The organism is Flavobacterium sp., assembly GCF_029242675.1.
In the GTDB taxonomy this organism is placed as follows: Bacteria; Bacteroidota; Bacteroidia; order Flavobacteriales; family Flavobacteriaceae; genus Flavobacterium.
In genome coordinates this window covers 1-7182 of the sequence record NZ_JAQWTM010000266.1, presented here as the reverse complement: position 1 = coordinate 7182, position 7182 = coordinate 1, and the positions used below count along the sequence as shown (strand labels likewise).

Annotated in this window: 7 protein-coding genes and 1 pseudogene; all 8 read left to right on the top strand. The window is 32.3% G+C overall.

Going from position 1 to position 7182, the window contains the following annotated elements:
* A partial coding sequence (locus P8M54_RS09885) for an SAF domain-containing protein (RefSeq protein WP_300287658.1) occupies positions 1–339 on the top strand: 339 nt, incomplete at its 5' end.
* Positions 340–348: 9 nt separating this feature from the next.
* On the top strand, positions 349–1161 hold the full coding sequence (locus tag P8M54_RS09880) for a glycosyltransferase (protein ID WP_300287657.1): 813 nt from the start codon (positions 349–351) through the stop codon (positions 1159–1161).
* A 461-nt stretch (positions 1162–1622) separates the two neighbouring features.
* On the top strand, positions 1623–1964 hold the full coding sequence (locus P8M54_RS09875; protein WP_300287656.1) for a GIY-YIG nuclease family protein: 342 nt from the start codon (positions 1623–1625) through the stop codon (positions 1962–1964).
* 132 nt (positions 1965–2096) lie between these two features.
* A complete protein-coding gene (locus P8M54_RS09870) occupies positions 2097–2819 on the top strand; it encodes a glycosyltransferase family 2 protein (protein WP_300287655.1) in 723 nt (240 codons plus the stop codon).
* 849 nt (positions 2820–3668) lie between these two features.
* On the top strand, positions 3669–4475 hold the full coding sequence (locus tag P8M54_RS09865; RefSeq protein ID WP_300287654.1) for a hypothetical protein: 807 nt from the start codon (positions 3669–3671) through the stop codon (positions 4473–4475).
* A gap of 14 nt (positions 4476–4489) precedes the next feature.
* The gene (neuC, locus tag P8M54_RS09860) at positions 4490–5611 is read left to right on the top strand and encodes a UDP-N-acetylglucosamine 2-epimerase (protein ID WP_300287653.1); all 1122 of its coding nucleotides are present in this window, start codon (positions 4490–4492) and stop codon (positions 5609–5611) included.
* A 53-nt stretch (positions 5612–5664) separates the two neighbouring features.
* Positions 5665–7008, top strand: coding sequence for a hypothetical protein (locus P8M54_RS09855; protein WP_300287652.1), 1344 nt, complete (start codon positions 5665–5667; stop codon positions 7006–7008).
* Positions 7001–7182, top strand: a pseudogene (locus P8M54_RS09850) (hypothetical protein); the annotation flags it as partial. The gene P8M54_RS09855 and the pseudogene P8M54_RS09850, both read left to right, overlap by 8 nt.

Sequence of the window (7182 nt, the reverse complement as noted above, 5' to 3'; positions counted from 1 at the left end):
ACCGATACGATGCAACTAACAGGTCCAGATATTGTGTGCAGTATGGACGAAAATGCCTGTGCAGAATTAATTGTAAGTTCTAACGAAATTTGGCAAATGCGCGGTGGTATAAAAGAACCAGCTAAGGAGGAACAGGTTACTATTGATTTTGCTTTTGCTACGGTTTGCAGTATTGCGCCTATTAAAAAAGGAGAATTACTGACTATGGATAATATTTGGGTAAAACGGCCAGGAACCGGTGCCATTTTAGCAATTCATTTTGACGATCTTCTTGGGAAAGTGGCTAGTAGAGATATTGATAATGATGAGCAGTTAAATTTTGAAGATTTTGAAAATTAAAACAGCATTATGATATCAATTGTTATTCGAAATAAGAATGAAGCAGATGCACTCAATACAATTTTAGGAATACTTACAGATAGATATTCGGGAGACTATAGCGAGATTATAATTGTTGATAATGCATCTACTGATAGTAGTAAAATGATAGCGGCTAAATATGGTTGTAAGGTTGTTAATATTGATGATTTTAGTTACGGGCGCGCAACAAACCTTGGTATTGAAAAAGCTAGTTCTGATTTTGTTCTACTACTGAGTGCACATGCGATTCCGATTGGTAAAAGTTTTTTTAATAGAGCTTTAGGGTTATTTAATAATAATAAGAATCTGGCGGGTGTCAGGTTTATAAATAGTGTTGAAAATTATAAAAGAGCTATTGAAAATGATTTTAAGGTGTTAGAACCACTAAAATATGGATTAATGACGGCTTGTTCTATCGTGAACAAAAAGGTATGGTTAATTCATAAATTTGATGAAGATTTACCTTTTAGCGAGGATAAGGAATGGTCTGATAGAGTCTGTAAAAAAGGATTTGAAATTAAAGATCTTGACGAGACTTTCTTTTATTTTGTAAAACGAGATTTAAAATCAAGTATTTTAAGATATAAGAATGAAACTTTATCCGAGTATTTATTGCATGAAAGAAAACCTCCTAAATACATAAGAATTGTTTTTTCCCTCATTTTTAAAATATCTATTACGAATACAATTAGCTATTTCAAAACCTTTAGAACTGATTTTCTGATTTTTAGAGCAAAAAATGAAATTCGGAAAGAAATTAAAAGAATGGAGAAAATTTATGAAAGAAGTACTGCTAAATAATGACTTTAATCAGTTGCCTTTTTATCAGACTTCAAAAATGAATAACATTTTAATAATAAAAGCTTTATCTCTGCTCAGCCTTACATTAGTACTTGAAACAACAATTGTCAATTCGAGCGGAGTCGAGAATCTATTCATAATACAAAGTGATTAATGAAGAAGGGCTTCGACTCCGCTCAGCCTGACAGTGATGCTCAGGACAACAATTGTCAATTCGAGCGGAGTCGAGAATCTATTCATAATACAAAGTGATTAATGAAGCAAGGGCTTCGACTCCGCTCAGCCTGACAGTGGTATTTAAAACAACGATTGTCAATTCGAGCGGAGTCGAGAATCTATTTATAATAAAACGTGATTAATAAAGCAAGGTCTTCGACTCCGCTCAGTCTGACAGTTATGCTCAAGACAACAATTGTCAATTCGAGCGGAGTCGAGAATCTCAAAATGTAAAAAGTGCTCTAATGAAATTTTATTATGTTTATTTATTAAAATGTAAAGATGATTCTTATTATGTAGGAATCACATCAGATATAGATAGGCGATTAGTGGAGCACAACGCAGGGAAATATCCTGATGCATATACTTTTAAACGTAGACCTGTGGCGTTAATGTGGTATCAAGAATTTACAGATCCTAATCAAGCAATCGAGTTTGAAAAGAAAATAAAAAAATGGAGTAGAGCTAAGAAAGAAGCGCTTATAAAAGATGATTATGATTTGTTGCCTTTTCTATCAGAGTGTAAAAACGAATCACATTCAAAAAACAAAGGCTTCGACTCCGCTCAGCCTGACAGTGGTACTTGAAACAAAGGTTGTCAATTTTAGTAGAGTTATTGGCGTTATTATTAATAAAAAACCAATTGATAACCTAAAGTTTTTACTCTTTGCTCCCAATTGATTTAATTGTGGTAAAAACAATAATTTTAAAATAATTAAATGAATTTTAAATTACTTACGATAATAATGCCAGCGTTTAACGAATCAAAATCGATTGAAAGTGTTTTGTTAAAGCTGAGTGAAATTGAATTGCCAAATGATATTCAAAAAGAGATTATTATTATCGATGATTGCTCTACTGATGATACTGAAGTTAAAATTTTGAACTTTATTAAATTAAATAAAGAACATCGAATACATTTTTTTAAGCATCAAAAAAATAAAGGCAAAGGTGCAGCAATTCAATTAGGAATTCAAAAGGCAATTGGTGATTATTTAATGGTTCAGGATGCTGATTTAGAGTATGATCCTGAAGAGATTAAAGACCTACTAAAACCAATTATTAACGGACGGGCAGATGTGGTATATGGGTCTAGGTTTATTGGAGGAAAGCCACATCGGATATTGTTTTTTTGGCATACTGTCGGAAATAAATTTTTAACCAATTTGTCGAATGCTTTTACAAATCTTAATCTAACAGACATGGAAACTTGTTACAAAGTTTTTGACACAAAAATGATTCAGTCAATTCGTCTAAAAGAAAATAGATTTGGTTTCGAACCTGAAGTGACTGCAAAAATCTCAAGAGTTTCTAATGTCAGGATATACGAAATAGGTATTTCTTATTACGGTAGGACGTACGAAGAAGGTAAAAAGATAGGTTGGAAGGATGGTTTTAGAGCAATTTATTGTATTATTAAGTACAACGTCTTTTCAAAATAATTTATGCTACATCTATTAGTTAGTTGTTTGTTTACTTTACTGTTAACATTAGTGTTTGGTAATGTTTTTGCTAAAGTTACTAAACTTTCATTTGATTTTTTTGATACTTTGTTATTAGGTTTGATATTTTTAACCTCAATCACGTCATGGCTATCAATTGTTATTCCTATTAATTTTGTTGTAAAATCATGCTTATTGCTTTTTGGTGTTTTGGGGCTTTTTCTCTTTCGCGAAAAGTTTGAGAGTTACTTTAAAGGTTTGCGCACAAATAAAATAATTTGGATCGCTTTGCCTTTTTTTTTAATTGGATTAATTGTCGCTTCAAATGCGCCGCTTAATTATGATTCACCATTATACCATATTCAGTCTATAAAATGGATTCAAGAATATAGAGCAGTACCAGGTTTAGCAAATTTGCATTATCGGTTTGGTTATAACTCAAATATCTTTATACTTTTTGCTCTGACCTCATTCAATGATGTTTTTGGTCAACAAACTTACAGTGTAAACTTTTTCTTGTTTTGTTTTGCAGTGGGATATTTTATCTTTAATTTGTATCAATCGATACAAAAGAAAGTAATTAATGTGGATGTTGTTATTCAATTTATTCTTCTTTATTACATTCTAAAAAATTATGATAATTTATCTTCGCCCTCACCAGATTACATTGTTTTTGTAGTTCCATTAGTTTTAATTAGCACCTTAATTAAATCAAAGTTTAAATCAGGTTTTAGACAAGATAAGTTTTATCTATTAATAATTAGTTTGACTTTTTTAATAACTGTAAAGTTGTCGATAGTGCCTTTTTTTCTGTTCATACCTTTAATAGGGTATTACAATCCTAACTTAATGAAAAGCAATAAAAAATTACTTCTTTCAGTTTTTTTAGTTTTGCTCCCTTGGTTAATTAGAAATGTGATTTTAACAGGTTGGTTGGTATTCCCGTTCTCAAAAATTGATCTTTTTAATATAGATTGGAAAGTGCCAATAGCCGATGTTGTTGTTGAAAAGAACACAATAATAAGTTGGGCAAGAATACCGGGCAGACTTGATTTAAACGCCGTTCACCTTTCAATTACAGAATGGTTTCCTTATTGGTGGGCCAACATTAATTTTTCGGATAGAATTTATTTTATTACTGCGATACTAGCGCCTTTGGTAGCATTATCTATTCCATTATTCACAAAAGCCAAGTATAGTGTAAAGTATAACGCTATAATTAGTATAGTTTTTATTTGTTTTTCTTATTGGTTTTTTCTGGCACCTGCGTTTAGATTTGGGTTGAATTACATCTATATACTTATAGTAACACCGTTGTTTTACATGGATTTGACCTTTTTAAGTAAACTCGGTATCAAAAAAGTATTTTATTATGTTTTGATGTTGATTTGCTTAATTAATTTTCTTAGAATTACGTTAACAAATAATAGGCAATTATTTTTTAATCCTAGGCTTATTTCACAAAAGCAAATTCAAGTTCCCAAAGAAGAACGTTTTTTAAAATTTAAATTGAAGTCAATTATAATTTATTTGCCGAGCTCGGGAGATAGATGTTACGATTTCTGTCTGCCTTGTAGTCATAAATACATGAATCTAAAGAATCTAAAGCAAAGAGGAAGCACTATGCAAGACGGTTTCCAGGCGGTTAGTAATTAACAGTAAGAGAATTAATGAAAAAAATAATATTCTTAACGGGTACACGTGCTGATTTTGGTAAAATAAAATCACTAATTTCAGTATTGGATGTGCGTCCCGACTTTGAAGTGCATGTAGTGGTCACTGGGATGCATTTGCAAATAGAATATGGTTATACCTTGTTAGAAATTCAACGCTGTGATTTTAAAAACATTCACACATTTGAAAATCATACCCATGAAACCACTATGGACTTGACTTTAGCTAAAACTATAGAGGGTTTGTCGGGTTTTACTAAAAAGATAAATCCCGATTTAATTGTGGTGCACGGTGATAGAGTAGAGACTTTGGCTGGCGCGATAGTAGGCTCTTTAAATAATATTTTAGTTGCACATGTTGAGGGAGGTGAGTTATCAGGAACTGTCGACGAATTAATCAGGCACAGTGTTAGTAAATTGAGCCATATTCACTTTGTTTCTAACGAGGATGCTGCCAAGCGATTATTGCAGATGGGCGAAACAGAATCTTCTATTTTTACTATCGGCTCTCCTGATATTGATATTATGTTCTCGGATATCCTACCAAATCTAACTGTTGTCAAGGAGTACTACCAAATTGAATTTGAAAAATATGCAATAGTTATGTTTCATCCTGTAACCACCGAATCTAGTGAAATGAAAGAGTACGCTACAAATTTTGTCAGTTGTTTATTGGAAGACACCCATAATTATGTAGTAATCTACCCTAACAATGACCTAGGAAGTGGCTTTATACTAGAACAATATAAAAGGTTAAAAAACAACAGTCGTTTTAGAGTTTTTCCTTCCTTGCGTTTTGAATATTTTTTGACTTTACTTAAAAACGCCCAATTTATAATAGGTAATAGTAGTGCAGGAATAAGAGAAGCGCCTTATTATAATATACCGATTATCAATATAGGAACACGGCAACAAAATAGAGCAGTTCTTGCTGATATTATTAATGTCAACTACGAGCAAGCAGCTATAATCAACGCTTTAAAAATAATAGATTGCCATAAAGAGAATGAAGCTTTGGGTAATTTTGGAAAAGGAAATAGCACACAATTATTTTTAGACGCGATCGAAAATGATAGGTTGTGGGCTATTAATCATCAAAAACAGTTTAGAGAGTTATAATGCGAAAACTAGGGGTAGTAATAACAGATGGGGTAGGGTATAGGAATTTTATTATGAGCGATTTCATAGTACAATCGCTAGATCAATTTGATTCGCTTGTGTTCTATTCAGGCTTACCTTTACATGCATATCCTAGCAGCTTGTCATCTGCTGTAATAATAAAAGAATTAGCTGTTTACAAGGAATCAAAACTTACATGGTTCTTTAGAAAATGGAAAGAAGTCGCTCATTTACAAAAGCATAAGTCTTTTTATGGGATGAACGATGCGCTCAGTTCGGGTTATCCCAAAGAAAATTCTTTGAGGGCAATTTTAGTGAAATTTATCTATTTGGTGACGCAAAGAATACATTCAGACGCGAGCATTCTATTTGTTGAAAAACTGCAATTTTTATCTTTTACCTCTAATAAAATAACAAGATCGTATTTAAAGATGTTGCAGGATGATCAACCTTCACATGTGTTTTTTACGCATCAAAGACCGTCTTATTTGGCTCCTTTTCTATATGTAACCATAAAATTAAAAATTACTGTTAGCAGTTTTATCTTTAGTTGGGATAATTTATCTTCAAAAGGGAGAATGCTAGGTTCATTCGATTCCTTTTTGGTTTGGAGTGATTTGATGAAGGAGGAGCTACTTTATTTTTATCCAAAAGTAAAAGATTCAAAAGTAAAAGTAGTAGGAACACCCCAGTTCGAACCTTATATCATGGACAAATATGAGATGAATAAAGATGTTTTTTATACTAATTTTAATTTAGATAAAACCAAGAAAATTATTTGTTATAGCTGTGCGGATTCCAGTATTGGTACTAATGATGCACTAGTCATTAGAAGTATTATGGTAGCCATAAGAGAAAATAAAATGAATACAGCTTGTCAATTATTAGTGCGTACCTCACCCGCAGAAGGACCAGCCCGATTTGATGCTTTGAAAAACGAATTTCCAGAAATCATTTGGAATTACCCGAAATGGGTTTTGACACGGGAGAATCATGCCGAAAGTTGGTCGCAACGTATTCCTTCGGATCAAGATCTAAAGGATTTACGTGCCATACTTGAGTATGCCAACTTAAATGTCAACATGTGTTCGACTATGAGTTTGGATTTTATGTTGTTTGACAAACCCGTTATTAATACTGTTTTTGGGAATAATGAAAATGGTTTGTATGATGATCAAAGATTCTTGAATTACGATCATTATAAAAAAGTAATTGACAGTGGAGCAGTTACAATTGCAACAACCAAAGAAGAATTAATTATCCAGATTAATAAAGCTCTAGACCAAAGTAGTGTAAGAAGTCAGCAGCGAAAGGATCTTGTGAAATTACAAATCAGTCACGATCTTAAAGGCACAAGCAAACGAATAGCGCAAACCTTATCTGACTTAAATGGATAATCAAAAACGAATAGCTGTTTTGTGTAATTATAAATTGCTTCCTGAAAGAGTGGGTGGTATGGATTACTTTTTTTGGCAGTTTGATGCCAATTGCAAATTGAATAACATTCAAGTCGATTGGTTTTTCCCTAATACGGCTAAACACGGTCAATACAGTATGCTGACTATCAAGCC